A 26,561-nucleotide genomic window follows, 5' to 3' on the forward strand; every position below is an offset into this window, starting at 1 on the left:
ACGTTACTCGACAAACGATGCATAAGGTTTTCTATGACACAACAGCCACAAGCCAAATACCGCCACGACTACCGTGCGCCGGAATACCTGATTAGCGATATCGATCTGACTTTTGACCTGGATGCCACTAAAACCGTTGTGACGGCGGTAAGCCAGGTGACGCGCCACAGTGCGACTGCTGTGCCACTGCGTCTTGATGGTGAAGACCTGACGCTGGTCTCCCTGCATATTAATGATGAAGCCTGGTCTGACTATAAAGAAGAAAACAACCAGCTGGTGATCGACAACCTGCCGGAACACTTTACGCTGCGCATCGTGAATGAAATCAGCCCTGCCGCCAACACGGCGCTGGAAGGACTTTACCAGTCTGGTGTGGCGCTGTGCACTCAGTGTGAAGCGGAAGGTTTCCGTCACATCACCTGGTATCTCGATCGCCCGGATGTGCTGGCACGCTTCACAACGAAAATTATCGCCGATAAAACGCTCTACCCATTCCTGCTCTCCAACGGTAACCGTGTGGGCGAAGGCGAACTGGAGAACGGCCGTCACTGGGTGCAATGGCAGGATCCGTTCCCGAAACCATGCTATCTGTTTGCGCTGGTGGCGGGTGATTTCGACGTGTTGCGCGATACCTTTAAAACACGCTCCGGCCGCGAAGTGGCACTAGAGCTGTTTGTTGACCGTGGCAACCTGGACCGTGCACCGTGGGCGATGACGTCGCTTATCAACTCCATGAAGTGGGACGAAGAGCGCTTTGGTCTCGAATATGATCTCGACATCTATATGATCGTGGCTGTCGATTTCTTCAACATGGGCGCGATGGAGAATAAGGGTCTTAACATCTTTAACTCCAAATACGTGCTGGCGCGCACCGATACCGCTACCGATAAAGATTATCTCGATATCGAACGCGTTATCGGTCACGAATATTTCCACAACTGGACGGGTAACCGCGTCACCTGCCGCGACTGGTTCCAGTTGAGTCTGAAAGAGGGATTGACCGTCTTCCGTGACCAGGAGTTCAGCTCCGATCTGGGTTCTCGTGCGGTTAACCGCATCAACAACGTGCGTACTATGCGCGGCCTGCAGTTTGCGGAAGATGCCAGCCCAATGGCGCACCCGATCCGCCCGGATAAAGTCATTGAGATGAACAACTTCTACACCCTGACGGTGTATGAAAAAGGTTCTGAAATTATCCGCATGATCCACACTCTGCTGGGTGAAGAGAACTTCCAGAAAGGCATGCAGCTCTACTTCGAGCGTCATGACGGCAGCGCGGCCACTTGCGACGATTTTGTGCAGGCGATGGAAGATGCTTCCAATGTGGATCTCTCTCACTTCCGCCTCTGGTACAGCCAGGCCGGTACGCCGATTGTCACCGTCAAAGACGATTACAACCCGGAAACCGAGCAGTACACCCTGACCATCAGCCAGCGCACGCCGCCGACAGCGGAGCAGGAAGAGAAACATCCGCTTCACATTCCGTTCAGCATTGAACTGTATGATAACGAAGGCAAAGTCATTCCTCTCCAGAAGGGCGGCCACCCGGTACACCACGTGCTGAATGTGACCCAGGCAGAGCAGACCTTCATCTTCGACAACGTTTACTTCCAGCCGGTCCCTGCGCTGCTGTGTGAGTTCTCTGCACCAGTGAAACTGGAGTATAAATGGAGCGATCAGCAGTTGACGTTCCTGATGCGTCACGCGCGCAACGACTTCTCCCGTTGGGATGCCGCGCAAAGTCTGCTGGCGACCTACATTAAGCTCAACGTAAACCGTCATCAGCAGGGCCAGCCGCTGTCGCTGCCTGCCCATGTGGCTGACGCATTCCGCGCGATCCTGCTGGATGAGAAGATTGACCCGGCGCTGGCCGCTGAAATTCTGACCCTGCCGTCAGCGACTGAAATCGCCGAGTTGTTTGACATCATCGACCCAATTGCCATCGTCGCGGTGCGTGAAGCGTTGACCCGTACGCTGGCTGCAGAACTGGCCGATGAGTTCCTGGCGATTTATAACGCCAATAAACTTGATACTTATCGCGTAGAGCACGCGGACATCGGTAAACGTTCTCTGCGTAATACCTGCCTGCGCTATCTGGCGTTTGGTGAGGCTGAGTTGGCGAACACGCTGGTAAGCAAGCAGTATCATGAAGCGGATAACATGACTGACGCGCTGGCTGCCCTGGCTGCAAGCGTCGCCGCCGAACTGCCGTGCCGTGATGCGCTGATGCAGGAGTATGACGACAAGTGGCATCAGGATGGCCTGGTGATGGACAAATGGTTCATCCTGCAGGCGACCAGCCCGGCGCAAGACGCGCTCAGCAAAGTACGCAGCCTGCTGAAGCACCGTTCGTTTACCATGAGCAACCCGAACCGCGTACGTTCCCTGATTGGCGCGTTTGCCAGCAGCAACCCGGCCGCGTTCCACGCCGAAGACGGCAGCGGTTATGAGTTCATGGTTGAAATGCTGACCGAGCTGAACAGCCGTAACCCGCAGGTGGCATCACGTCTGATCGAGCCGCTTATCCGTCTGAAGCGCTACGATGCTAAGCGCCAGGCGAAAATGCGTGCCGCGCTTGAGCAGCTGAAAGGACTGGAAAACCTGTCTGGCGATCTGTACGAGAAGATTGCTAAAGCGTTAGCGTAATAAAAGATAACCCTCCCTCTCCCTGCGGGAGAGGGTCGGGGTGAGGGCATCAGGCATTAGCCTTAGCTCGCTGTAACTCCGTGCCCCCGCGCTTCATCACCCGATCCAGCACTTCTGCCTCCAGCTCCGCCAGTCTTGCCGAACCTACGCGGCGAGGGCGCGAAATATCCACCGTCAGATCCAGACCCATTTTCCCTTCTTCTATTAACAGCACACGATCGGCCATCGCTACCGCTTCAGACACGTCATGCGTCACCAGTAGCACCGTAAAGCCGTGCTTCTGCCACAGGGATCCAATCAAATCCTGCATTTCGATTCGTGTCAGGGCGTCGAGTGCGCCGAGCGGCTCATCAAGCAACAACAGGCCCGGACGATGGATTAACGCCCGCGCCAGTGCTACGCGCTGCTTCTGCCCACCTGACAGCGCCGCAGGCCATTCATCCGCGCGATTTTCCAGCCCTACGGCGGCAAGCGCCTGGCGGGCCTCCTCTCGCCAGTTGCCTTTAAGCCCCAGCCCGACGTTATCAATGACTGTTTTCCATGGCAGCAGGCGCGCATCCTGAAACATCATGCGGGTGTCGTTCTGAATCTTTGCCAGCGGCGTTGTACCGGCAAGAATTTCACCGCCGTTTGGGGCCTCCAGTCCGGCTAACAGGCGCAACAGCGTGCTCTTACCGCCGCCGCTGCGCCCGACAACGGCTACGAATTGTCCGGCAGGAATGTGCAGATCCAGCGCATTCAGAATGGTGTTTTCGCCGTAGCGTTTGGTCACGCCGTTCAGCAGTAACGGCGTCCCCTGGTTCAGTCGTGCTGTATTCATGCTTTCGACTCCTGAAGGGAATAGGCCGGGTTCCAGCGCAGCCAGCTGCGTTCCAGCCACTGGGCGCTGACATCGGCGAGTTTGCCGAGCAGGGCATAAAGGATGATCGCGACTACCACCACGTCCGTTTGCAGGAATTCGCGAGCGTTCATCGCCAGATAACCGATGCCAGAGTTGGCCGAGATGGTCTCAGCCACTATCAACGTTAGCCACATCAGGCCGAGCGCAAAACGCACCCCCACCATAATGGAGGGCAGAGCACCCGGCAGAATCACGTGGGTAAAGAGGGCGAAACCCGATAAACCATAGCTGCGTGCCATCTCGACCAGACCGCGATCGATATTGCGGATCCCATGCCAGGTATTGATGTAAATCGGGAACAGGGTGCCCAGCGCGACGAGAAATATTTTGGCGCTCTCATCAATACCAAACCACAAAATCACCAGCGGGATCAGCGCCAGATGCGGCACGTTGCGCAGCATCTGAATGGAGGTATCCAGCAGCCGCTCGCCCCAGCGTGAAAGACCGCTGATCAAACCCAGAATCAGGCCGATGCTGCCGCCGATGGAAAACCCAATCACGGCGCGCCAGGAGCTGATCGCCAGATGTTGCCACAGCTCTCCGCTGACGCTCAGCGACCAGAACGCTTCGATAACGCCTATAGGTGCGGGCAGAATGCGGCTCGACAGCCAGCCGGTGGACGACGCGAGCTGCCAGACGGCCACGATACCGACGGGCAAAAACCACGGGGCGGCGCGCAGGAGCCATTTTTGTGAGATGGCAGACATGGTCACTCCTTAGCTTTGTGCGGCTTTTCGTGGAATAAATTCGTTCGCCACGGCTTCGCCCTGAAGCTGGAGCGGTTGCGGCTGAGGAATTTCCGGGATGGCAACATCCAGATGCGGGAATAACAGCTCACCCACTTTGTACGCCTCTTCGAGATGCGGATAACCGGAGAGAATAAAGCTGTCGATGCCCAGGTCAGCGTATTCATTAATACGGGCGGCTACGGTCGGTCCGTCGCCGACCAGCGCCGTGCCCGCACCGCCGCGCACCAGGCCGACGCCCGCCCACAGGTTTGGGCTGATCTCCAGGTTCTCGCGCTTGCCGTTGTGCAGGGACGCCATTCGGTGCTGCCCGACGGAATCGGTTTTGGCAAACGCGGCCTGTGCTTTGGCGATGGTGGCATCATCCAGATGGGAGATGAGACGATCGGCCGCCTGCCAGGCTTCTTCGTTGGTCTCACGCACAATCACATGCAGGCGGATACCGAAGCGTACCTTACGGCCATGGGCGGCCGCTTTAGCGCGTACCTGGGCTATTTTTTCTTTCACCAACTCTGGCGGTTCGCCCCAGGTCAGATAGAGATCAACCTGCTCTGCCGCCAGGTCCTGCGCCACGTCCGATGACCCGCCAAAATAGAGAGGAGGGCGTGGCTGTTGGACCGGAGGGAAGTAGAGTTTCGCGTCGCGAACGTGAATATGTTTACCTTCGAACGTCACGGTTTCACCTTCCAGCAGACGTCGCCAGACGCGGGTGAATTCGGCGGAGGCTTCATAGCGCTCAGTGTGATCGAGGAACACGCCGTCGCCCGCCAGCTCCTGCGGATCGCTGCCCGTAACAAGGTTAAACAGGGCGCGGCCGTTGGACAGTCTGTCCAGGGTTGCCGCCTGACGCGCCGCCACGGTGGGGGAGACCACGCTCGGACGCAAGGCCACCAGAAACTTCAGACGCTGGGTGACCGGGATCATCGACGCGGCGACCAGCCAGGCATCTTCACACGAGCGTCCGGTCGGGATCAGTACGCCAGTGAAACCAATTCTGTCCGCTGCCTGTGCAATCTGCTGCAGGTAGCCATGGTCAACCGGGCGTGACCCCTCTTCCGTACCAAGATAGTGGCCATCACCATGGGTGGGTAAAAACCAGAAAAGATTCAGACTCATGATTTTGTTCCTTCTTTACCGGCGGGCTGCCAGATACGTTCGCGAATAGTGACCTGTTTTGGCACCAGGTGGTTTTGATAGAAGAGGTCAGCCGTTTGTTGCTGAAGTGCGGCGACGTGCGCGTCTACGGGCGTGATGGTGGTCGGTGGACGGTGGTTGAGATAGCTCGCGATCACCGGCTCAGGTAAGCCCATGGTTTTCGCCAGCAGGGCAATGCTCTCCTGACGCTGGCTTTGAGTCAGTGCATCCGCCTGAGTAAAGGTATCAAGAACCTCTTGCACAAAGGCGCCGTTCTTTTCCGCATAAGGGCGAGCAGCCAGATAGAACGAGCCGGTCTGTTTAAGCGTGGTGCCATCTTTTAGCACCCGTACACCGCCCTGCAGTAATGCGGCGGAATAGTACGGATCCCAGATGGCCCAGGCATCAACGTTCTTCTGCTGGAACGCGGCGCGCGCGTCGGCAGGCGTCAGGTAAACGGGCTGAATGTCGGTAAACTTGAGTCCGGCCTCTTGCAGAGCACGCAGCAGCAGGTTGTGTGAGCTTGAGCCTTTCTGGAAAGCAACTTTATGCCCTTTAAGGTCGGCGACGTTTTTAATGTCGCTATTTTCAGGTACCAGAATCACTTCGGCCTTCGGTTTGGGCGGTTCAACACCTACATAGAGCAGGTCTGCTCCCGCGGCCTGGGCGAATATCGGCGGGATATCGCCTGTACTGCCCAGATCAATACTGCCCACGTTCAGCGCTTCCAGCATCTGAGGACCAGCCGGGAACTCAACCCAGGAGAATTTTGTGTCCGGGAAGCGTTTTTCCAGAAGCTGGTGGCTTTTTGCCAGCACCATGCTGACGCTGCCTTTCTGGTAGCCAATGCGTAAGCTTTCTGGTGACGTTTGCCCGGCATGGGCCAGCGACGTCAGCGCCATCAGTCCGGCTAGTCCAATATGGGTTAAGGTTTTAAACATGTGCAACTCCTTGCGGATGACCAAAAGCAGGTGCCTGGATATCCCTGCGATGCAGGGCATGCCAGAAGGTTTCCAGGGCGTTATCGAGGCGGGTTTGCAGATTCGGTGTAAAGTGCGGTTTATGTTGATAGTCGATGATCTGGGAGTCGTCCGCGAACACACCGTGGAGGATCTCCTGTGCTTTCAGTGCGTTCAGCACCGGCTTCAGGGCATAATCCACCGCCAGTAAATGCGCCACCGTACCGCCAGTTGCCAGAGGCAGCACCACTTTGCCATCCAGCGCACGTTCAGGGAGCAGGTCAAGCAGGGTTTTCAGTGCCCCGGAAAAAGAGGCTTTATAAATGGGGGTCGCCACGATTAACCCATCAGCGCCTTTAAGCTGCTCCGTCAGGGTGTGAAGCGCCGGGCTGTCAAAACGGGCATAGAGCAAATCTTCAGGTTCGAAGTTATGCAGGTTCCAGTGGCACACTTCCACATCCAGGGCATTAAGTTTTTCACGGGCATATTCCAGCAGGGCGCTGGAGCGTGAAGGGAATCGTGGACTTCCGGCCAGAGTAATGACGCGCATACGTTCTCCTTATAACCAATTGTTTGCTTTTATCTAACATTCATAACAATTTTCAGGAGTGTGACACTGCGCGGTTATTCCACTAAATGATTTATCTGCAATTTAAATGCGAAAAAGTGCATAAGAAATGAGCCGGGAGGTAAACGATTGCGTTTTACGCTGATTTTTTGCCGCAGGTCAATTCCCTTTCGGCGTCGGATCGCCCATAATCCCCTCCCGGTTTGCACACCGGGAATCCAGGAGAGTTCATGTACTACCCCTTCGTTCGTAAAGCCCTTTTCCAGCTCGACCCTGAGCGCGCTCATGAATTTACATTCCAGCAATTACGTCGTATTACAGGAACGCCTCTGGTCGCTCTGGTGCGTCAAAATGTGCCGGTAAAACCTGTGCAATGCATGGGATTGACCTTTAAAAACCCGCTGGGTCTTGCGGCAGGTCTGGACAAAAATGGCGAGTGCATTGATGCCCTGGGCGCGATGGGCTTTGGATCTATCGAAATCGGTACCGTCACGCCGCGCCCGCAGCCGGGAAATGACAAGCCTCGACTGTTCCGCCTGGTCGAAGCCGAAGGGCTGATCAACCGCATGGGCTTTAATAACCTCGGCGTTGATCACCTTGTTGAGAATGTAAAAAAAGCCCATTTTGATGGCGTATTAGGTATCAATATCGGCAAAAATAAAGACACGCCGGTAGAGCAAGGTAAAGATGACTATCTGATTTGTATGGAAAAAGTCTACGCCTATGCCGGTTATATTGCGGTGAATATTTCCTCACCCAATACCCCGGGTCTGCGCTCTTTGCAATATGGTGAAGCGCTGGACGATCTTCTGAGTGCCATTAAAAATAAACAAAATGAACTGCAGTCGATCCACCATAAATATGTTCCCGTCGCGGTTAAGATCGCTCCGGATCTTTCTGTCGAAGAATTGATCCAGGTTGCCGACAGTTTAGTTCGCCATAATATTGATGGTGTGATTGCGACCAATACCACACTCGATCGCTCCCTGGTTCAGGGAATGAAAAACTGTGACGAAGTGGGTGGGTTAAGTGGACGCCCGGTACAATTAAAAAGCACCGAAATTATTCGTGCATTGTCAGCGGAATTAAACGGTCGTTTACCGATTATCGGCGTCGGCGGTATCGACTCAGTGATTGCTGCACGCGAGAAGATGGCGGCAGGTGCGTCACTGGTGCAAATCTATTCCGGCTTTATTTTTAAAGGACCGCCGCTGATTAAAGAAATCGTTACTCATATCTAATCTTTTCTCTTAATCAGACAACCAGGGCTTTATTTCCGGCCCTGGTTGTTTTATATTCCGTCATTGTTGCTTATTTAGACATTATAGTCTTTTATTAAATGGTGTTAAAAACGAAGCGGCGAGCAGGACATTTTTAGTACAGGACGTTTGGGACGGGAGAGAAACATGCGAATTAAACCTGACGATAACTGGCGCTGGTATTTTTGCGACGAGCATGACCGTATGATGCTCGATTTAGCCAATGGTATGTTGTTTCGTTCTCGTTTTGCCCGCCGAATGTTAACCCCGGACGCTTTTTCTCCGTCAGGATTCTGTGTTGACGACGCTGCGCTTTATTTCTCCTTTGAAGAAAAATGTCGCGATCTGGTCCTCTCTAAAGAGCAGCGTGCCGAACTGGTATTAAATGCGCTGGTGGCTATCCGTTTCCTGAAACCACAAATGCCAAAAAGCTGGCATTTCCTGCCGCATGGCATGAGCTGGACACCCGCGACGGGCGACGCGGCCAGCGTCAACCTGAGTGATAGCGCCGAAGAGGTGAGTCTGCTGGTGGTTGAGCCGGGCGAAAATGCCGCGCTCTGTCTGCTGGCCCAACCCGGCGTGACAATTGCCGGGCGGACGATGCAGCTTGGGGATGCCATCAAAGTCATGAACGACAGGCTGAAACCTCAACTTCGAGTGGATTCTTTCAGCCTGGAACAGGCCGTTTAAGCTTCCAGCTGTACTGAAGTTGTCGGGATGCAGCTACAGCACAGAATTGTGCCGTCGTCGGCAATTGCGGATTTCTTCAGCGCACTGACTTCACCCTCAACCAGCTTGATTCGACAGCAGCCACAGATCCCCGCGCGGCAGGAATAGGGTATGCGGATCCCTGCTTGTTCCAGTTGTTCAAGTAAAACCTGCTGATTATTTCCCCGGATGACGTTGCCCTGCCAGTGAATATCCACTGATGAACTGACCTGCGTCTCAACCTCGACAAACTCGTCTTCCTGACCGGAGCCATAAACTCTCGCGGGCCCACGTGCAAGAATTTCGACCTCGTCACCGACACGGATTACGCCGCTGGAACGTGGGATCAGGTTCAGGCCAAAATCCACATCGCCATTATCCTGCGCAGTGCGGAAGGATTGCAGGGTTTTCAGCGGCTCGCCAGAAGGATGCTTCTGGCCTTTCTCCGGACTTACGGTGGTGAAGATACAGCGGCTGCATGGCTTCGCGACATCGAAAATCACACTGCCGATGCGAATCACTTTCCAGGTGTCTTCTTCCCAGGCTTCGGTACCGGCTACCACCAGATTGGGGCGAAACTGCTCCATCTGAACGCTGGCTTTACAGCGTCGCTGCAGGTCGCGCAGGGAAGCTTCACTGGTCAGCAGGAAAGGAAACCCATCCGCAAATGAGAGCGGGACTGCATCGTGACGCTTCACGCGGCGCGTCAGCGACGGTCCTACCCAGCGTAACTGCACGTCGCGCGAGAAGAAGCCGCTAAGCCAGCTGTTAATCTCGTCAGTGGCAATACGCGCGGTAAAATGATTGCCCCACACTTCTGTTGGCGCATCCACAGGCGCAAAATCAGCAAAGCGGATCACCACGCTGGAACCATCCGGCGCGGTAAGATGCAAACCGTCATGAAGGGGGGAAGGGATAAAGCGAACCATCTGCGGGAACTGGCGTGCAGTAATGAACGTACCGTCAGGCTCGGTGATCATAAAGATACGATCGAAGGCAAATCCGCTCATGTCGGCAAGTGCGTGAGAAATGCCGATGCCGCGCATGGATTTCACCGGATGAATAAAAAGCCTGGATAACGTCGCCACTGCACACTCCCTCGAATGAAAATAAGCCTTCAACTTTATGACATACACGCCATATTAGCTATAATGCGCGACAATTTTCTAAGAGTAAAAGTGACGATATGAATTCTCTGTTTGCCAGTACGGCCCGTGGGCTGGAAGAGCTGTTAAAAACTGAACTGGAAGCCCTGGGTGCGCAAGAGTGCCAGGTAGTTCAGGGTGGTGTCCATTTTGAGGGCGACACGCGGCTTATTTACCAGAGCCTGATGTGGAGCCGTCTGGCGTCGCGCATCATGCTGCCGATGAAAGAGTGCAAGGTCTATAGCGACCTTGACCTCTATACCGGCGTACAGATGATCGACTGGACAGAGATCTTCACTCCGAATGCCACCTTTGCGGTGCATTTCAACGGCGTGAATGATGAGATCCGCAACAGCCAGTACGGTGCCCTGCGCGTTAAAGACGCGATTGTTGACTGCTTCACCCGTAAAAATAAGGAACGTCCGAACGTCGATCGCGAAAATCCGGATCTGCGTATTAACGTCTGGCTGAACGGCGACACCGCGAGCATCTCTCTGGATCTGAGCGGCGCAGGCCTCCACCTGCGCGGCTACCGCGATCGTACCGGTATGGCACCAATCAAAGAAACCCTTGCTGCAGCCATTGTGATGCGCTCCGGCTGGCTGCCGGGTACCCCGCTGCTGGACCCGATGTGTGGTTCTGGTACATTGCTGATTGAAGCTGCCATGCTGGCCACCGACCGTGCCCCGGGCCTGCACCGTGGTCACTGGGGCTTCAAGGGCTGGGCACAGCACGATGAAGCACTGTGGAAAGAGGTCAAAGATGATGCGCAGACCCGTGCGCGTAAGGGCCTGGCGGAATACACCTCCCATTTCTATGGTTCGGACAGCGACCCGCGCGTTATTGAACGTGCCCGCAGCAACGCCCGTCGCGCCGGTATCGGCGAGCTGGTCACCTTCGAGGTGAAAGACGTGGCGAACCTGACCAACCCGTTGCCAAAAGGTCCGTACGGTACCGTTATCAGTAACCCGCCATACGGTGAGCGTCTGGACAGCGAACCGGCGCTGATTGCCCTGCACAGCCTGTTGGGCCGCAATATGAAAGATTACTTTGGCGGCTGGAATCTCTCCCTGTTCAGTGCTTCACCTGAATTGCTGAGTTGCCTGCAGCTGCGTGCCGATCGCCAGTTTAAGGCGAAAAACGGCCCGCTGGACTGCGTGCAGAAGAACTACCATCTGGCTGAGAAAGCGGCGGACAGCAAACCGTCGGGCGTGGCGGAAGATTACGCCAACCGTCTGCGCAAGAATCTGAAGAAATTCGAGAAATGGGCGAAGCAGGAAGGTATTGAATGCTACCGCCTGTACGATGCCGATCTGCCGGAATACAACGTGGCGGTAGACCGCTATGCGGACTGGGTGGTGATTCAGGAATACGCGCCACCGAAAACCATTGATGCGCAAAAAGCGCGTCAGCGTATGCTGGACGTCATTGCGGCAACCATCGCCGTGCTGGGTATTGCGCCAAACAAGCTGGTGCTGAAAACCCGCGAACGTCAGAAAGGCAAAAACCAGTATCAGAAAATGGGTGAAAAGGGCGACTTCATTGAAGTGGGCGAGTACAACGCTCGTCTGTGGGTTAACCTGACTGACTACCTTGATACCGGTCTGTTCCTTGACCACCGTATCGCCCGCCGCATGCTCGGACAGATGAGCAAGGGCAAAGATTTCCTCAACCTGTTCTCCTATACCGGCAGCGCCAGCGTGCATGCGGGTCTGGGCGGCGCGCGGAGCACCACCACGGTGGATATGTCCCGCACCTATCTGGAGTGGGCGGAGCGCAACCTGCGCCTTAACGGTTTAACTGGGCGTCAGCATCGCCTGATGCAGGCCGACGTGCTGGGTTGGCTGCGTGATACCGACGAGCAGTTCGATCTGATCTTTATCGATCCGCCGACCTTCTCTAACTCCAAGCGTATGGAAGATAGCTTTGATGTGCAGCGCGATCACCTGCGCCTGATGACCGACCTGAAGCGCCTGCTGCGTAGAGGCGGCACGATTATGTTCTCGAACAACAAACGCGGCTTCCGTATGGATCATGACGGTTTAGCAGCCCTGGGGCTAAAAGCACAAGAAATCAGCCAAAAAACGCTGTCTCAGGATTTCGCCCGTAACCGTCAAATCCATAACTGCTGGTTGATTACCGCGGCCTGAAAGGAAAAATAAATGTCTTTAATTAGTATGCACGGCGCGTGGCTCTCTTTCAGCGACTCACCGCTTCTCGATAATGCAGAGCTGCATATCGAAGATAACGAGCGTGTCTGTCTGGTGGGCCGTAATGGCGCGGGCAAATCCACGTTGATGAAAATCCTCAACCGTGAACAGGGTCTGGATGACGGGCGTATTGTTTACGAGCAGGATCTTATCGTTTCTCGCCTGCAGCAGGACCCGCCGCGTCATGTGACCGGCAGCGTTTACGATTTCGTGGCTGAAGGTATTTCTGAGCAGGCTGAATACCTGAAGCGTTATCACGAGATTTCACATCTGGTGATGACTGACCCGAGCGATAAGAATCTCAACGAATTGGCGAAAGTGCAGGAGATGCTCGATCACCACGGTCTGTGGCAGCTGGAAAACCGTATTAATGAAGTGCTGGCACAGCTCGGTCTTGAAGCCGATATGGAGCTGTCAGCACTCTCCGGCGGCTGGCTGCGTAAAGCGGCACTGGGCCGTGCGCTGGTCAGCGGACCGAAGGTGCTGCTGCTAGACGAACCGACGAACCACCTGGATATCGAAGCGATTGACTGGCTGGAAGGGTTCCTGAAAACCTTCAGCGGCACCATCATCTTTATCTCTCACGACCGTTCGTTTATTCGCAATATGGCGACGCGCATCGTCGATCTCGATCGTGGCAAGCTGGTTACCTATCCTGGCGATTACGATACCTATCTGCTGGAAAAAGAAGAAAACCTGCGCGTGGAAGAGCTGCAGAATGCGGAGTTTGACCGCAAGCTGGCACAGGAAGAAGTCTGGATCCGTCAGGGCATCAAAGCCCGTCGTACACGTAACGAAGGTCGCGTTCGTGCGCTGAAGGCGATGCGCCGTGAGCGTAGCGAGCGCCGCGAAGTGATGGGCAGCGCCAAAATGCAGGTGGAAGAGGCGTCCCGTTCCGGCAAGATTGTCTTCGAAATGGAAAACGTTAACTATCAGGTCGACGGTAAAGTGCTGGTGAAAGACTTCTCGGCGCAGGTTCAGCGTGGGGACAAAATTGCACTGATTGGTCCGAACGGTTGCGGCAAAACCACGCTGTTGAAACTGATGCTGGGTCAATTGCAGGCTGACAGCGGTCGTATCCACTGCGGCACCAAGCTTGAAGTGGCCTACTTCGATCAGCACCGCGCAGAGCTGGATCCGGACAGAACGGTGATGGATAACCTCGCTGAAGGTAAGCAAGAGGTGATGGTAAACGGCAAGCCGCGCCATGTGCTGGGCTACCTGCAGGACTTCCTGTTCCATCCGAAACGTGCGATGACGCCGGTACGCGCGCTGTCAGGCGGTGAGCGCAATCGTCTTCTGCTGGCACGTCTGTTCCTGAAGCCAAGTAACCTGTTGATTCTCGATGAACCTACGAACGACCTGGATGTCGAAACCCTGGAATTGCTGGAGGAACTGATCGACGGTTATCAGGGGACGGTGATGCTGGTTAGCCACGATCGTCAATTCGTGGATAACACCGTGACCGAGTGCTGGATCTTCGAAGGTGAAGGGCGAATTGGTCAGTATGTCGGCGGTTATCACGATGCAAAAGGGCAGCAGTCGCAGTCTCTGGCGCAGAAACAGTCAAAGTCCAAAATAAGTTCTGAACCTGCTGTAACAAAAGCAGAAACTGTCAAGAAAAGCTCGGCTAAACTAAGCTATAACCTGCAGCGCGAACTGGAGGGGCTACCTCAGCGTCTGGAAGAGCTGGAGGCCACGCTTGAAGATCTACAAGCTCAGGTTGCTGATGCGACATTCTTTACCCAATCGCACGACTATACTCAGAAAATACTGGCTGAACTGTCCGCGGCTGAAAAGGCCCTGGAAGAAGCATTTGAGCGCTGGGAGTACCTTGAGTCTCTGAAAAACGGCGCATAAACAGGGATAACATATGTGTGACCAGCACCATGCCGACAGGCATATATTATGCTCGCAATGCGACATGCTCGTGGCGTTGCCAGAGCTTGGTCACGGACATAAAGCGCTGTGTCCACGTTGCGGCGCAACGTTGACAACCGAGTGGGACGCACCGCGGCAGCGTCCCACTGCTTACGCTCTGGCAGCATTATTCATGCTGCTGCTCTCCAATCTCTTCCCGTTCATCTATATGAAGGTGGGCGGAATTACCAGCCAGGTCGATTTGCTCGAAATCCCGGGCGTGATGTTCTCAGAAGATTACGCCAGCCTCGGCACCTTTTTTCTGCTCTTCGTCCAGATAGTCCCGGCTTTTTGCCTGGTCGTTATCCTGCTGCTGGTGAACCGCGTCAGGATGCCGTCGTCACTGAAAATCAAACTCGCGCGTATCCTTTTTCAGCTTAAAAGCTGGGGAATGGCCGAGATCTTTCTGGCGGGGATTCTGGTCAGTTTCGTGAAGCTGATGGCGTATGGCGACGTGGGGATTGGCAGCAGCTTTATCCCCTGGTGTCTGTACTGCGTCCTGCAGCTGCGCGCCTTCCAGTGTGTGGACAGGCGCTGGGCGTGGGACGATATCGCGCCAGCGCCGACGCTTGCGCAGACGGTGAAGGTCGGGGTGCCCGGTATTCGTCAGGGGCTACGCTCGTGTCCGTGCTGTACCGCCGTGCTGCCCGCCGATCTCGACGTTTGTCCGCGCTGCAAAACCAAAGGGCACGTGCGGCGTAAAAACAGCCTGCAGTGGACGATGGCGCTGCTGGTGACTTCCATCATGCTGTATCTGCCAGCCAATATCTTGCCGATTATGATCACCGATTTGCTCGGCGACAAAATGCCCTCGACGATCCTGGCCGGGGTGATATTGCTGTGGGGTGAAGGTTCTTATCCGGTCGCTGGTGTCATCTTTATCGCCAGTATCATGGTGCCAACCCTGAAAATGATCGCGATCGCCTGGCTCTGTTGGGATGCGAAAGGCCACGGTAGACGCGACAGCGAACGCATGCATCTGATTTATGAAGTGGTCGAGTTTGTTGGACGCTGGTCAATGATTGACGTGTTTGTTATTGCCGTTCTCTCTGCACTGGTGCGGATGGGCGGATTGATGAGTATTTATCCCGCGATGGGGGCATTAATGTTTGCACTGGTCGTGATTATGACTATGTTTGCGGCCATGACCTTCGACCCTCGTTTATCGTGGGATCGTGAGCCTGAATCAAGCCATGAGGAAGAGTAAGAGCATGGAAAATAAGAGTGGAGAGGCGAAAGTGCAGAAGGTCAAGAACTGGTCACCGGTGTGGATTTTCCCCATCGTGACGGCGCTGATCGGGGCATGGATCCTGTTTTATCACTACAGCCATCAGGGACCGGAAGTGACGCTGATTACCACCAATGCCGAGGGGATTGAGGGCGGTAAAACGACCATCAAGAGCCGCAGCGTGGACGTAGGCGTGGTTGAAAGCGCAACCCTGACCGATGATTTAACCCATGTGGAAATTAAGGCGCGCCTTAATGCTGGCATGGAAAAACTGCTGCATGGCGATTCCGTTTTCTGGGTGGTTAAGCCTCAGGTAGGACGTGAAGGGATTAGCGGTTTAGGGACGCTGCTCTCCGGGGCCTATATTGAACTGCAGCCCGGCACGAAGGGTAGCCAGCCGGGAAAATACCAGCTTCTGGATTCACCACCGCTTGCGCCGCCTGATGCCAAGGGTATCCGCGTGATCCTCGACAGTAAAAAAGCGGGTCAGCTTACGGCGGGCGATCCCGTGCTGTTCCGCGGTTATCGCGTCGGGTCGGTTGAGAAAAGTACCTTTGATCCGCAGAAACGCGCGATCAGCTATCAACTGTTTATCAATGCACCGAACGATCGGCTGGTCACCAGTAACGTCCGTTTCTGGAAAGACAGCGGGATCGCGGTGGATCTGACCTCTGCGGGTATGCGCGTTGAAATGGGGTCTCTGACCACGCTGTTTGGCGGTGGCGTGAGTTTTGACGTACCGGAAGGCCTGGATTTGGGGCAGCCGGTTACAGAAAACACGGCTTTCAGACTCTTTGACGATCAAAAAAGCATCCAGGATGCGCTGTATACCAGCCACGTTGATTTCCTGATGTTCTTCAAAGATTCCGTCCGCGGCCTGCAGCCGGGTGCACCGGTTGAGTTCCGCGGCATTCGTCTTGGTACGGTTGGGCAAGTTCCGTTCTTCGTTCCGGGACTTCAGCAGGTGCTGGATGATGATTACCGCATCCCGGTGCTGATCCGCATTGAGCCAGAGCGTCTGGTCAATCAGATTGGCGAAAATCAGGATATTGGCACGCACATCTCTCAACTGATGGAACGCGGTCTGCGCGGGTCGCTGAAAACCGGTAACCTGGTGACAGGTGCTCTGTATGTGGATATGGACTTCTACCCGAAAGCTCCGCCGATTACCGGTATCCGTGAATTCGGTGGCTACAAGATTATCCCAACGGTGAGCAGCGGCCTGGCGCAGATCCAGCAGCGCCTGATGGAAACGCTGGATAAGATTAACAATCTGCCACTGAATCCGATGATTGAAGCCGCGACAAACTCTCTGAGCGAGAGCCAGGCAACGATGCGCCGTCTGCAAACCACGCTGGATAACATCAACAAGATCACAGCGAGCCAGAGCATGCAGCAACTGCCGCAGGATATGCAGAAAACGTTGCGTGAGCTGAACCGCAGTATGCAGGGCTTCCAGCCTGGTTCTGCGGCTTACAACAAGATGGTGGCTGATATGCAGCGCCTTGATCAGGTCTTACGTGAACTGCAGCCTGTTCTGAAGACGCTCAATGAGAAGAGCAACGCGCTGGTGTTCGAAGCGAAAGATAAAAAGGATCCTGAGCCTAAGAGGGCAAAAGAATGAATAAGTGGCTATTGATGGTTGGCGCTCTGCTATTAACGGCGTGCAGTTCAGGTGTAGAGAATAAAAGCTACTACCAGTTGCCTGTTAGTACGCAGAATAGCGGGCAAAGTACGGCCAGTCAGGGAAATCGTCAGCTCTGGGTTGAGCAGGTTGCCGTGCCAGATTATCTGGCAGGTAACGGTGTGGTCTACCAAACCAGCGATGTGAAATACGTGATTGCGACAAACAACCTGTGGGCCAGCCCGCTGGATCAGCAACTGCGCAACACGCTGGTGGCCAATCTGGGCAGCCAGCTTCCGGGCTGGGTTGTCGCTTCGCAGCCGCTGGGTAACGATCAAGATACGCTGAACGTCACCGTAACAGGCTTCCACGGCCGTTATGACGGTGCGGTGGTGATCAGCGGTGAGTGGCTGCTGAATCATCAGGGGCAGCTGATTAAGCGTCCTTTCCATCTGGAGCTGAAGCAGCAGAAAGATGGCTATGACGAAATGGTGAAAGTCCTGGCTCAGGGTTGGGCACAGGAGTCGGCCAGTATCGCCAGGGAAATTTCCCGGCTGCCATAAGTAAAATTCATCGTCAAAAACCGCAATCGGTCTGCCACTGATTGCGGTTTTTTTTTCGTTTTCACTTCAGGTTGTTACTTGTGCCGGGTCACAATTTTTGTACAAATGATCTTCCAGCTAGCTCACAAATATGACACCCGTATGAATTTTGAACATTGACGCTGCGACTAATTCGGGGTATTCGTTATCTGTGCCTGTGCATTTGTGCAGACACTGTTTTCTTTCCACCAGACAAAAGAATGAGGGAAACGAGGCATGAAGAGACAGAAACGAGATCGCCTGGAACGGGCTCATCAACGTGGTTATCAGGCCGGCATCGCTGGACGTTCTAAAGAAATGTGTCCTTATCAGACGATAAACCAAAGGTCACAATGGCTTGGAGGCTGGCGAGAAGCCATCGGCGACAGGGCACTCATAGCCTGATAACGTCTCTTTAAAAAAAGAAACCTCCGCAATGCGGAGGTTTCGCCTTTTTGAGATTGCGAAATGCAATATCAGAACGCGGAAGTGTCCTGGAACAGACCCACCTTCAGGTCGCTCGCGCTATAGATCAGGCGACCATCGACCAGCACTTCGCCATCCGCCAGGCCCATAATCAGGCGACGGTTAACAATGCGTTTGAAGTGAATACGATAGGTCACTTTCTTCGCAGTAGGCAGAACCTGACCGGTGAATTTCACTTCGCCAACACCCAGTGCACGGCCTTTACCTTCGCCACCCAGCCAGCCCAGATAGAAGCCAACCAGCTGCCACATTGCATCCAGGCCCAGACAGCCAGGCATTACCGGATCGCCAATAAAGTGGCAACCGAAGAACCACAGATCCGGGTTGATATCGAGTTCTGCTTCTACGTAACCCTTATCGAAGTTGCCGCCGGTTTCGGTCATTTTCACGACACGGTCCATCATCAGCATGTTCGGGGCCGGTAACTGTGGGCCTTTCGCACCAAACAGTTCACCGCGACCAGAGGCAAGAAGATCTTCTTTTGTATAGGATTCGCGTTTATCTACCATGTTCTCAGTAAGCCTTATTTTAGTGAAGGACGCAGGATAGCTAACACGTGTACGCTGAACAAGTCCGATCAGTTCGAACCAAACCAGCCTAACCAGCGTAACGGCCATGGATAACGATGACGAGCATCCTGCTGTGTCGCCTGAGCAATACGCTCCTGAATAGTCTGCATCAGGTTGGTTTGCCCTTCGCCATCCCATATCAGGTTTGTCAGTAAGGGTAGTGCATCCTCAATCCCTTCGATGGCCCAGATGGCGAATTGCTCTTGCTCCACCGCATCCAGAATATCCTGACTGAGGCTCAAATGGCGTGCATTGGGAGCAGGAATAATCACACCCTGTTTGCCATTTAAACCGCGCTGCTGACAGATAGAGAAGAAGCCTTCAATTTTTTCATTGAGGCCTCCCACTGGCTGGGCACGACCGAATTGGTCCACCGAGCCGGTGATCGCGATGTTCTGATTGATGGGCACTTCGGCCAGGGCGCTGATTAGGGCGCACAGTTCTGCCATAGAGGCGCTATCACCATCGACTTCGCTGTAGGACTGCTCAAACGTCAGCGAGGCGGAGAAGGGGATCTGTTGCTCGAGCTGCAGCTCTGACATCAAAAACGCCTGCATGATCATCATGCCTTTCGCGTGAATGTTACCACCCAGCTCGGCTTTCCGTTCGATATCGGTGAACTCACCATCGCCAATATGGACAACGCAGCTGATACGGGACGGTTCGCCGATTGCGCGAGGATGGCCCGGAAATTCAATCACCGACAGGGCGTTAATCTGTCCGACGCGTTCGCCTTCTGTCTCGACCAGAATTTGTTCCAGCAGAATTTCATCCTGCATACGGTCAGCAAGATAGCCTTCTCGCCACTCACGCTGAGCCAGCATCTGTGTGAGCTGTTCTCCGGTGAACGCACCGTTACCGCTGATCACCCCCACTTCACGCAGCTGTTTGCCGATCCAGAGCGGACAGAGGGGCAGCGTTTCCTGGTCACCGGTATAGCGCACCGCTTCGCGAATCAAGCCTGGCCACGCGTCAGCCGCAGGTGTTGGCAGCGAAAAGCGTTCAGCTACAGCCATTACCCACTGGCACCACTGCGCCATATCGTCGGCATCGGCAATCTGGATGTTGTCTTCGTACTCGCTGTAGACCGCCTGCTCAGCCAGTTCCGGTTCCATCTCCTGGAAGTCTGCCAGAGATTCGCGGTCACCCGTCAGCACGACGGTCAACGACAGAGGCATAGAGGGAACAGAGACAGGCAGAGGACGGGACTCATCGTAGCCGACCCAGTCAAAACGTTGCTGGTTCACAATCGTTTTCAGACGCATCCACAACAGCGGCTGCGAGAGTAGGGTACGCAGTGAGATGATAAGTACACCGCCATTGGCGCGATGCACCAACCCCGGTTGCAGCGAAAGTTCACCATTAAACTGGCGCAGACAACCAAAGAGTTGTTCCGCCTCGACCCAGTTAGCGGTAATCACTTCGCCTTTAGCGGCAAAACGGCCATCCGTCTGAACTGCCGGTTCGAAAGTGACATCATGTCCCGCGATACGATATTCGCCGCCAAAGAGGGCATTCGTTTCCGGCTGCAACTGGCGCATGGCGTCCCCGACAAGCGTCAGGTACTCCGTTTCTTCCGGGGCTTTAAGCAACATGAAAGGCGCCGTTGCCCATGGGCTTAACACCTGCTCCAGCGCATAATGCAAACGTGGTTGCGTATCGCTAAGGATGAATTCGTGTTCTTTTGCGAGATCTGGCTGTGCAAACAGTTCCTGATAGCTCTCGGTATCCGGAACAAGGTCACGCCATGCAAGTTTCGTAATGGTCAAAGTTGATGTTTTTTAGTCAGATGTAAAAGCGTGGAGTATACCGTAAGCGAGGGGGACTACCCAAGCAGGATTGGGGATTTCGACAGGGGGATTGCCTGCATTCACTCACATATATGATTTCTTTTCAGCAGATTGCTAAAAAACTGATATTCTGAACAGAGTTACGTGGTAACACTGAGATCGCAATGAAATATCAACAACTGGAAAATCTCGAAAGCGGCTGGAAATGGAAGTACCTGGTCAAAAAGCACCGTGAAGGGGAGTTGATCACCTGCTACATCGAAGCCAGCGCTGCGCAAGAAGCCGTGGATATTTTGCTGACCCTCGAAAATGAACCGGTACAGGTTAACGGCTGGATTGAGAAGCACATCAATCCTGCGTTGTTGAACCGAATGAAGCAAACTATCCGCGCGCGACGCAAACGACATTTTAATGCGGAGCATCAACATACTCGCAAAAAATCAATCGACCTTGAGTTCGTGGTCTGGCAGCGCCTGGCGGGGCTGGCACAACGGCGTGGTAAAACGCTGTCGGAAACGATTGTGCAGTTGATTGAGGATGCGGAGCATAAAGAGAAGTACGCTAACCAGATGTCGACGCTGAAGAACGACCTTCAGGCATTGTTGGGCAAAAAATAGACTTTTGTTTTCTTCAGATAATAAAAAACCCCGCATTGCGGGGTTTTTTTATAAGACGATAACTTATGCCGCTGGCTGAGTTACAACGTCTTTGATGCCTTTAACTTCGATCTCAACGCGACGATCTGGAGCCAGGCAGTCGATCAGTGCAGCGCGAGCTTTCACGTTGTCACAGGTGTTGCCAGTAACTGGGTTAGATTCGCCCATACCACGTGGGGAGATCTTGTTAGCTGGGATACCTTTAGAGATCAGGTAATCAACAACAGACTGAGCACGTTTCTCAGACAGTTTCTGGTTGTAAGCGTCAGAACCGATACGGTCGGTGAAGCCCAGAACCACTACAGAACCGTCTTTAGGATCCAGGTTGCTCAGCTGAGAGTACAGCTGATCCAGTGCCTGCTGGCCTTCTGGTTTCAGAGTTGCCTTGTTGAAGTTGAACAGAACGTCAGACTTCAGAGTGAAGTGCTTGGTCTGTACTTCTGGAGCTGGAGCCGGCGCTGGAGCAACAACTGGTGCTGCTTCTTCCTGCTGGCCGAAACGGTAGGAAACACCTACGCTCAGCATGCCGTTGTCAGGACGAACACCAACGGTGCCAGCGTCGCCGATGTTGTTAACCCACTGGTATTCCAGACGGGTAGCGATGTCACGGGTCATAGCCCACTCAACGCCACCAGCGAATACTGGGGAAACACCGGTGTCATGGTCGCTGCCAGTCTGGTTGTTGCTGGAGTCAGCGCGCCATACCATGCCGCCCAGACGGGTGTACACGTCCAGATCGTCAGTTACTGGGTAACCCAGTTTAGCGGTCAGCTGAACGCCCTGCGCTTTGAAAGCGCCGTTTACGGTGTCGCCTTTGTATGGCATACGACCTAACCAGTCGTAACCCATTTCAAAACCAACATACGGGTTAACCTGATAGCCACCGAACGCACCTGCACCAAGCTGGCTCTCGTGAGTCGGGCCATCGTTGTTCAGTTTGCTGTTGTACCAGCCGGTGTCGTGGAACTGAGACCAACCCAGTTTACCACCTGCATACCAGGTATTATCTTTCGGAGCGGCCTGCGCTACGGTAGCGAAGCCAGCCAGTGCCACTGCAATCGCGATAGCTGTCTTTTTCATTTTTTGCGCCTCGTTATCATCCAAAATTCGCCATGATAGTCTCAAAAGAGAATCACGGTTAAATCCTTCACCGGGGGGCGTGGTCAAATATAAATCTACCGATATCTTCGGCTTAGGCCGAGCACCCCTGGCGATGTAAAGTCTACAACGTAGCTGAAAACTTACAAGTGTGAAGTCCGTCAGGCATATGAAAAAAAAAGTTCCGTATACCTATTATTTAACATTTTTCGCGCGAATTTTGTGCAATAAAATTAAGGAGAACCCGCACCAGACAAGCCTTGCCGCAATTTTGTGGTCGGGAACTAAAAGCACATCTTGTGGTCAAAAAAAATTCCAGGAAAAATCTTAATTTCACTCAATGATACAAATTTGAGTGAATTTTTAGCCCAGAAAGTTGTCCTCTGCGGTAAGAATCTGGACGAACCGGGCGCATTATAAACCCGATCGCATTCCCTTCTTCAGCCGCTTCAGTCAGACGAAAGTGTTCCTCTTCCGTCAATTCCTCTGGTAACCATCCAATCACTACACTGTAATTTCCGGTGCGTAAAGCCCGGATCATCGACTCAACAGTATCGCAAGGAGAAAGTTGATTAATTTGCATGACCTTTGCCAGCGGAAGGCCTGCGGACTGAACCCATTCCCGGCTCAGTTTTTGCTGTGGCGTCAGCCAAAGCTGCCAGCGAGACTGCTGGCCAAGCTGCTGTAATAACGGCAGCAGCAGTAGTTGAGTTAACAGAGGCTGATCCTCACGATAAACCACTTCGCTGATAAGCCCTGTCGAAACACTGCCGACGGTGTTCTGCGCTACGTTGCCAGCGGTAGAAGTGATAAAGGTTGAGCGATTTGCATAGCTTGAAGTGTGCATATTCATTCCAGCCCTGTAGTTACTGTATGAATATACAGTAACTCCTGTATGCATAAAGATCAACCTCATTTTCGGAAAGCGACTCGCAAAATTCATTCAATATTGATGCCCCTTGAAAAATCATCTTGCCCAACAGCGATAAGTTGCCTATTTTCCTGCTAACGGATCCGCTAGTAAGAAACATCGTTGTTAATTTTTGATTTATAAGGAAATATCATGAAAAAGATATCTTATGAACGGATCTATAAATCCCAAGAATATCTGTCTCCGCTGGGGGACATTCAACATCGGGCACTGTTCGGGGGCTATACCCTGGCAGTGGATGATGCAGTCTTTGCCATGGTGTCAGAGGGAGAACTCTACCTCCGCGCCTGTGAGGAAAGTGCGAAATACTGTGTAAAGAATGCCGCCTCGTTTTTGACACTCATGAAACGGGGGCGTCCGGTGCTTCTGAACTATTATCGCGTGGATGACGGATTGTGGCAGGACAGAGAGCGGTTGCTTCAGCTCTCCTCGTTCGCACTGAGAGCGGCAAGAAAAGAGCGCTCTCAGCGTCATCAACGAAACCGGCTTAAGGATCTCCCGAACCTGACGTTTCAGCTTGAAGTCTTGCTTTTTGAAGCGGGTATTACCGATGAAGAAACGCTTCGGACGCTTGGTGCGAAAGCGAGCTGGCTGAAGATGCGGGCAAGAAATAAAGCACTCAGTATTAAAGTGCTTTTCGCGCTGGAAGGTGCCATTGAGGGACTTCATGAAGCGGCACTCCCGGCGGGAATACGCCGGGAGCTGACGGAGTGGTTTAATGCGCTGCCTGAGCCACAGGAGAATCACTCCTCCAGGTAGCGATTTGCTGTTGCAGTCGGCAAATTTCTGGCAGCAGAGCGATAAGCAGACCAATTTGCTGAAGAACCAGTGGCGCTTTGCTGTCGTTTCCTGGATCAAGATGGGCAATGCGTTGAGCCAGTTCATCCAGAGCCTGTTGAACACGCGGTTCATCAGCTGGCCGGTGATGAAGTGCGTCATCGACATAACAGACTGCGTCATCCAGCAAGGCGAGGATACCCGGGTTGGTGAGTTTCTCACGGTGGGCACCCAGCGTAGAAATATAGCTGGTAAAGGTATGATTCAGACAGAGCAGGCGGAATGCCGTCTCACGAATTTCTGCGGTGGCACGAGGCTCTGTTGACATGTTAGAGACAACCGAGGCCAGTTCTGCATCGCTGTTGTGCGCATCCCGGCGTGCGATCCGGTAAGCCAGACGGTTATCGCGGCCCTGATGGTACTGTTCAAGGATGGCATCAAGATATCGGCAGTTGGCATTCATAGCCCGGTCTAACACGCGTGGCAAATTACGGAATCGCCAGTCTGGCCAGATAAAGCTGACAGCCGCCCAGGCGATCGCACAGCCAATCAGGGTGTCAATCACGCGGGGCAGGGCGACTTCAAACCCTTCACCCAGCAGGTTAAAGCAGAGCAGAACCAGCAGCGTGATGAACATGGTGGCATGGGCGTACTGCACATTGCGAAAGGCGAAGAACAACACACCGGTGATCACGATCAGGATCAGTTGGCCTTCAACGGACGGCACGAAATAGAGGACCGGCAGTCCAATGGCGACACCGACCAGCGTGCCGAGAATACGCAGCGCAAGGCGGTGTCGGGTGGCATTGTAGTTCGGCTGGCAAACGAACAGGCTGGTCAGCAGGATCCAGTAGCCATGTTGCAACCCGGTTATCTGGATAAAGGCATAACCGACGCACAATACCAGCGACATTCTCACCGCGTGGCGAAAGAGAGCCGACTCCGGCGTAAAGTTGCGGCTCAGCCGCAGCCACATATCGCTAAAACTGTGGACGCTGTCATCCGCAAGCTGATTTTCCGCATCACTACCGGGTAGCGCCATCGCCTGTTCTGACTCAATGGTCGCCAGCTGAGCATCTATCGCCCGCAGGTTATTCAGCAGATATCCCAGAGCTTTAATATGTTCCGGTGATGTTCCGCTGGCCTGAACGCGGTCAATGGCTGCATCAAGATGGCTAAACACACGTTCAAAACGGGGGTCATGTTGATAAGGCGTGCGCAGCAGAATAGAGCGTGCGAGCTGCTGGCATGCCTGGGACTGCATGGACAGCAGACGCTGGAAGCGGAACATCACGTCGCTGTAGCGAAACTTTTCTCGCAGGGCGGCATACTGAACATGCGAGGAGCTGGCACGCTCATGTATATCCTGGGCGGCAAAGTAGTAGTGTAAGGTTCTTCGCGTCCCACGCTGGCCGCGATCGCCGCGCAGACGGGTAAGCAGTGACGCTTTGGTCTGGTTAAGGGTGGCAACCAGTTGGCCGTTTGCCAGAGCCAGATCGTAGAGCGGGGCCTGGCTTTCTTCCTCGATATCCGGGTCGAAAAGCCGGGATTTTAGCTCCAGATAGTGAGCTAACTGTTCATAGCTGCGGGCAAGGTTATCCTGCAGAGGGCGTACCGGGAAGATCAGATGACCGGTTAGCGTCAGCAGGTTATACCAGATGGCACCCAGCAACAGCAGAACCGGCTGCTGGTACCACTGGTCGTACAGGGAAACGCCCAGCATGGTGTAAATGGCGATCAGCAATGCACCAAACGCGATGGTGGCATAGCGCTGCCCAAGGCCGCCCAGCAAAATAAAGCCACTGGTTGAGAGCGTAAGACCCAGGGCAAACAGCCAGGGCCACGGAAAGAGCAACTCAACGGAAGCGGACGCAATAAAAAAACAGACCAGCGTAATCACCAGGTTACGCAAACGTCCGGCCAGACGATCGTCCAGATCCGCCAGCGCCCCCGCAACCACCCCCAGCGTGAGCGGAATGGTGAGCTTGACATCATTCAACCACCACGGCAGAGCTACCGTGCCGCAAAGCGCGATAAAAATCCTGACGTTATAAAGCCAGGTGCTGTTCCAGGTATAACGGCGAAGCAGTGGGCTTAGCATAAGCGCGGCCAGTCCTTATTTACTGAAAACGACGACGAGCATTTGCTTCACGTGCTGCCTGAGCCACTTCAACCGGAACAACCCTGCGCCCGACGGGCCAAAGGGCGATCGCGGCGATTTTAAAGTTCGCGATCCCGACCGGAATACCAATAATCGTGATGCACTGGGCAATACCCGCAAAAATATGCATGATGCACAGCCACCAGCCGAAGAATATCAGCCACAGAATGTTGAGCAGGGTGCCGCCCGTGTTCATCAACGCGTTTTTGCTCTCGGGATTCAGCTCGTCAACGTGGATGGCTTCATTTCCATACGGGATGAAGGAGAGTTTGGTGATTTCCCAGCATGAGCGGGTCAGAGGGAGTGTGAAAATCAGGACGATGCTCACCAGCGTGGCAAAAAGCCAGGAAAGGGTGGTGGCAAAACCCCCCAGTACAAAATTCAACACATTCAGAACGGTACGCATAAATCCTCACTTCCTTTCGATAAAATTAACGCCTGATGATTGTAACGTTTTTTTAGGC

General features: G+C 54.0%; 23 protein-coding genes. 11 read left to right on the forward strand and 12 right to left on the reverse strand.

The genetic code is table 11. The features are described 5' to 3' along the window. The first annotated feature begins 33 nt into the window (after positions 1-33). A complete protein-coding gene (gene pepN, locus AAHF05_RS07400; RefSeq protein ID WP_129324405.1) occupies positions 34-2,646 on the forward strand; it encodes an aminopeptidase N in 2,613 nt (870 codons plus the stop codon). A 49-nt stretch (positions 2,647-2,695) separates the two neighbouring features. Here pepN and ssuB read toward each other — a convergent pair whose 3' ends face one another. From ssuB to ssuE, 5 genes are read right to left on the reverse strand one after another with little or no spacing between them, the layout of a single operon-like run. Next, positions 2,696-3,466 (reverse strand): aliphatic sulfonates ABC transporter ATP-binding protein, encoded by a 771-nt coding sequence (ssuB, locus tag AAHF05_RS07405; protein ID WP_128348094.1) that lies wholly within the window; start codon positions 3,464-3,466, stop codon positions 2,696-2,698. Next, positions 3,463-4,254, reverse strand: a complete 792-nt coding sequence (ssuC, locus tag AAHF05_RS07410) for an aliphatic sulfonate ABC transporter permease SsuC (protein WP_129324406.1) — start codon at positions 4,252-4,254, stop codon at positions 3,463-3,465. Before ssuC ends, ssuB begins: the two co-directional genes overlap by 4 nt. Positions 4,255-4,263: 9 nt before the next feature. Continuing rightward, positions 4,264-5,409, reverse strand: coding sequence for an FMNH2-dependent alkanesulfonate monooxygenase (gene ssuD, locus AAHF05_RS07415; protein ID WP_129324407.1), 1,146 nt, complete (start codon positions 5,407-5,409; stop codon positions 4,264-4,266). Next, on the reverse strand, positions 5,406-6,329 hold the full coding sequence (locus AAHF05_RS07420) for a sulfonate ABC transporter substrate-binding protein (RefSeq protein WP_374936467.1): 924 nt from the start codon (positions 6,327-6,329) through the stop codon (positions 5,406-5,408). Before AAHF05_RS07420 ends, ssuD begins: the two co-directional genes overlap by 4 nt. Positions 6,330-6,360: 31 nt before the next feature. Continuing rightward, on the reverse strand, positions 6,361-6,936 hold the full coding sequence (gene ssuE, locus AAHF05_RS07425; RefSeq protein WP_108090335.1) for an NADPH-dependent FMN reductase: 576 nt from the start codon (positions 6,934-6,936) through the stop codon (positions 6,361-6,363). A 248-nt stretch (positions 6,937-7,184) separates the two neighbouring features. Between ssuE and pyrD the strand changes: the two genes are divergently transcribed. Together pyrD and zapC are read left to right on the forward strand one after the other, a co-directional pair. Next, positions 7,185-8,195: a quinone-dependent dihydroorotate dehydrogenase gene (gene pyrD, locus AAHF05_RS07430; protein WP_129324409.1), complete on the forward strand. Its 1,011-nt coding sequence runs from the start codon at positions 7,185-7,187 to the stop codon at positions 8,193-8,195. Positions 8,196-8,360: 165 nt separating this feature from the next. Beyond that, positions 8,361-8,903, forward strand: coding sequence for a cell division protein ZapC (gene zapC, locus AAHF05_RS07435; protein WP_028019222.1), 543 nt, complete (start codon positions 8,361-8,363; stop codon positions 8,901-8,903). Here zapC and AAHF05_RS07440 read toward each other — a convergent pair. After that, entirely contained in the window at positions 8,900-10,009 is a 1,110-nt protein-coding gene (locus AAHF05_RS07440) for a YcbX family protein (protein ID WP_129324410.1), read from the reverse strand. The two genes, zapC and AAHF05_RS07440, sit on opposite strands and share 4 nt — an antisense overlap. Before the next feature lie 98 nt (positions 10,010-10,107). Between AAHF05_RS07440 and rlmKL the strand changes: the two genes are divergently transcribed. The 6 genes from rlmKL to rmf all read left to right on the forward strand — a co-directional run bounded on the left by rlmKL (position 10,108) and on the right by rmf (position 18,034). Beyond that, complete coding sequence (gene rlmKL, locus AAHF05_RS07445; protein ID WP_028019220.1) at positions 10,108-12,216, forward strand: bifunctional 23S rRNA (guanine(2069)-N(7))-methyltransferase RlmK/23S rRNA (guanine(2445)-N(2))-methyltransferase RlmL; 2,109 nt, start codon at positions 10,108-10,110, stop codon at positions 12,214-12,216. A 12-nt stretch (positions 12,217-12,228) separates the two neighbouring features. After that, a complete protein-coding gene (locus AAHF05_RS07450; RefSeq protein WP_028019219.1) occupies positions 12,229-14,136 on the forward strand; it encodes an ABC transporter ATP-binding protein in 1,908 nt (635 codons plus the stop codon). A gap of 13 nt (positions 14,137-14,149) precedes the next feature. Continuing rightward, positions 14,150-15,403, forward strand: coding sequence for a membrane integrity-associated transporter subunit PqiA (gene pqiA, locus AAHF05_RS07455; protein WP_129324411.1), 1,254 nt, complete (start codon positions 14,150-14,152; stop codon positions 15,401-15,403). Positions 15,404-15,407: 4 nt separating this feature from the next. After that, a complete protein-coding gene (pqiB, locus tag AAHF05_RS07460; RefSeq protein WP_129324412.1) occupies positions 15,408-17,048 on the forward strand; it encodes an intermembrane transport protein PqiB in 1,641 nt (546 codons plus the stop codon). After that, positions 17,045-17,611, forward strand: coding sequence for a membrane integrity-associated transporter subunit PqiC (pqiC, locus tag AAHF05_RS07465; protein WP_028019216.1), 567 nt, complete (start codon positions 17,045-17,047; stop codon positions 17,609-17,611). The genes pqiB and pqiC overlap by 4 nt, the downstream gene beginning before the upstream one ends. A 255-nt stretch (positions 17,612-17,866) precedes the next feature. Next, positions 17,867-18,034 carry a ribosome modulation factor gene (gene rmf, locus AAHF05_RS07470; protein WP_013097261.1) on the forward strand — a complete coding sequence of 56 codons (168 nt, stop codon included), beginning with the start codon at positions 17,867-17,869 and terminating at the stop codon, positions 18,032-18,034. Positions 18,035-18,105: 71 nt separating this feature from the next. Here the strand turns inward: rmf and fabA are convergent, their stop codons facing one another. Both fabA and AAHF05_RS07480 read right to left on the reverse strand, forming a co-directional pair. Then, entirely contained in the window at positions 18,106-18,624 is a 519-nt protein-coding gene (gene fabA / locus AAHF05_RS07475; RefSeq protein ID WP_008499931.1) for a 3-hydroxyacyl-[acyl-carrier-protein] dehydratase FabA, read from the reverse strand. Positions 18,625-18,692: 68 nt separating this feature from the next. Beyond that, positions 18,693-20,453, reverse strand: a complete 1,761-nt coding sequence (locus AAHF05_RS07480) for a Lon protease family protein (RefSeq protein WP_129324413.1) — start codon at positions 20,451-20,453, stop codon at positions 18,693-18,695. A gap of 185 nt (positions 20,454-20,638) precedes the next feature. Between AAHF05_RS07480 and matP the strand changes: the two genes are divergently transcribed. Continuing rightward, positions 20,639-21,091, forward strand: a complete 453-nt coding sequence (gene matP, locus AAHF05_RS07485) for a macrodomain Ter protein MatP (protein WP_008499929.1) — start codon at positions 20,639-20,641, stop codon at positions 21,089-21,091. A gap of 63 nt (positions 21,092-21,154) precedes the next feature. Here matP and ompA read toward each other — a convergent pair whose 3' ends face one another. Both ompA and sulA read right to left on the reverse strand, forming a co-directional pair. Next, on the reverse strand, positions 21,155-22,210 hold the full coding sequence (ompA, locus tag AAHF05_RS07490; protein WP_108090330.1) for a porin OmpA: 1,056 nt from the start codon (positions 22,208-22,210) through the stop codon (positions 21,155-21,157). 355 nt (positions 22,211-22,565) lie between these two features. Next, positions 22,566-23,075 (reverse strand): SOS-induced cell division inhibitor SulA, encoded by a 510-nt coding sequence (sulA, locus tag AAHF05_RS07495; protein ID WP_028019212.1) that lies wholly within the window; start codon positions 23,073-23,075, stop codon positions 22,566-22,568. Between the two features lie 216 nt (positions 23,076-23,291). Here sulA and AAHF05_RS07500 point away from each other — a divergent pair, with 216 nt between their 5' ends. Next, the gene (locus tag AAHF05_RS07500) at positions 23,292-23,918 is read left to right on the forward strand and encodes a TfoX/Sxy family DNA transformation protein (protein WP_028019211.1); all 627 of its coding nucleotides are present in this window, start codon (positions 23,292-23,294) and stop codon (positions 23,916-23,918) included. Here the strand turns inward: AAHF05_RS07500 and yccS are convergent. Then, complete coding sequence (gene yccS, locus AAHF05_RS07505; RefSeq protein ID WP_028019210.1) at positions 23,875-26,037, reverse strand: YccS family putative transporter; 2,163 nt, start codon at positions 26,035-26,037, stop codon at positions 23,875-23,877. The two genes, AAHF05_RS07500 and yccS, sit on opposite strands and share 44 nt — an antisense overlap. Positions 26,038-26,056: 19 nt before the next feature. Continuing rightward, positions 26,057-26,503 (reverse strand): YccF domain-containing protein, encoded by a 447-nt coding sequence (locus tag AAHF05_RS07510; RefSeq protein WP_023335159.1) that lies wholly within the window; start codon positions 26,501-26,503, stop codon positions 26,057-26,059. Between the last annotated feature and the right edge of the window lie 58 nt (positions 26,504-26,561).

This window comes from Enterobacter adelaidei (assembly GCF_041937165.1).
Lineage (GTDB): Bacteria > Pseudomonadota > Gammaproteobacteria > Enterobacterales > Enterobacteriaceae > Enterobacter > Enterobacter adelaidei.